Origin of the sequence: Fulvivirga lutimaris (assembly GCF_009711525.1) — a bacterium.
GTDB lineage: Bacteria > Bacteroidota > Bacteroidia > Cytophagales > Cyclobacteriaceae > Fulvivirga > Fulvivirga lutimaris.
Window position 1 is genome coordinate 1 of record NZ_SMLV01000074.1, and the last position, 1,124, is coordinate 1,124.

Here is a 1,124-nt window from a genome sequence, read left to right on the forward strand (position 1 = left end):
TGAAATCACTGCTTCTCAAGCAGGTGATGATAATTACTTAGTAGCAGCAGATGTTGCACAAACATTAACGGTTTCAAAAGCAAATCAAACTATTACATTCAATCCAGTAGAGGATCAGTTTTTCGAAACAGGTTCTTTTATGATTTCTGCAACGGCTAGTTCTGGCTTAGAGGTAAACTTTGAAATTGTAAGTGGGCCAGCCACACTATCAGGAAATGTAGTTTCATTCTCAGGATTAGGAACAGTGGTGGTAAGTGCTAATCAATCAGGTGATGCTGCATTTCTCGCTGCTACCTCGGTGGAGCAAAGTTTTGAGGTTAACACTATAACAGGGGTTGATGATATCACTTCTGCGTTACTCATCTATCCTAATCCAGCATCTGATGTTTTAACCATTAAGACTCAGCAAGAGGGTGTTTCCATTGAGTTATTAAATATGAATGGTACAAGGGTCATGGACATTAAAGCAAATGCACCAAACAGCATAGCTCACCTTAGTGAAGGTATCTACATTTTAAGAATCACTGCAGGTGAGGATTATACTACCTACAAAATCATCAAAGAATAAACTTCAGAAACCATGACGATATTAAAATATATATCCCTATCAGTAGTCCTGATTAGTCTTTTAACTATTGTTAGTTGCAAAGACGACACTGAGCCAGCACCAAGCGAAATTGAAGAGCAGCTAACTGCTCTGATGAATGGCAACAGCAAATGGACTCTAGGTAATGACGGAGTTACCAAAGATGGCTTTGATGTGACAAGCCAGTTTGCAGGCTTTAAATTAACGATTGGTAACAAAACCTATGCTACAGAAAATGGTCTAAGCCCTGTGTGGGAGGTCTCAGGTAATTGGGATTTTGAGAATGAAAATCGAAATCAAATTATACGAGATGGTGATACATCCATTAATGTGAGCCTAACAAACGGCAATCTTGTATTAACCTTTACTGCTGGTGCCGTACCAACTGGAGGTAGAACAGAATCAGTTTCAGGTGAATATCAGTTTAATTTAGTTAGTGAATAGTGGTTAATTGAGTAAAACCCTCGTATTACTTTAGTAAGTGAGGGCTTTTTCCACTCATTGCTTCGCAAAGCCCTGACTACTGCAAATTTAGTGA

The 1,124-nt window shown here is 38.8% G+C and carries 2 protein-coding genes; both read left to right on the top strand.

Going from position 1 to position 1,124, the window contains the following annotated elements:
- On the top strand, window positions 1–568 hold a 568-nt coding region (locus tag E1140_RS00230), incomplete at its 5' end, for a T9SS type A sorting domain-containing protein (protein ID WP_155177953.1).
- A gap of 12 nt (window positions 569–580) precedes the next feature.
- Window positions 581–1,030 carry a hypothetical protein gene (locus tag E1140_RS00235; RefSeq protein ID WP_155177954.1) on the top strand — a complete coding sequence of 150 codons (450 nt, stop codon included), beginning with the start codon at window positions 581–583 and terminating at the stop codon, window positions 1,028–1,030.
- Window positions 1,031–1,124 lie beyond the last annotated feature (94 nt).

What these genes read in the sequence shown, in the direction of transcription:
- E1140_RS00235 (WP_155177954.1), top strand. Translation starts at nt 581, where the DNA reads ATGACGATATTAAAATATATATCCCTATCAGTAGTCCTGATTAGTCTT.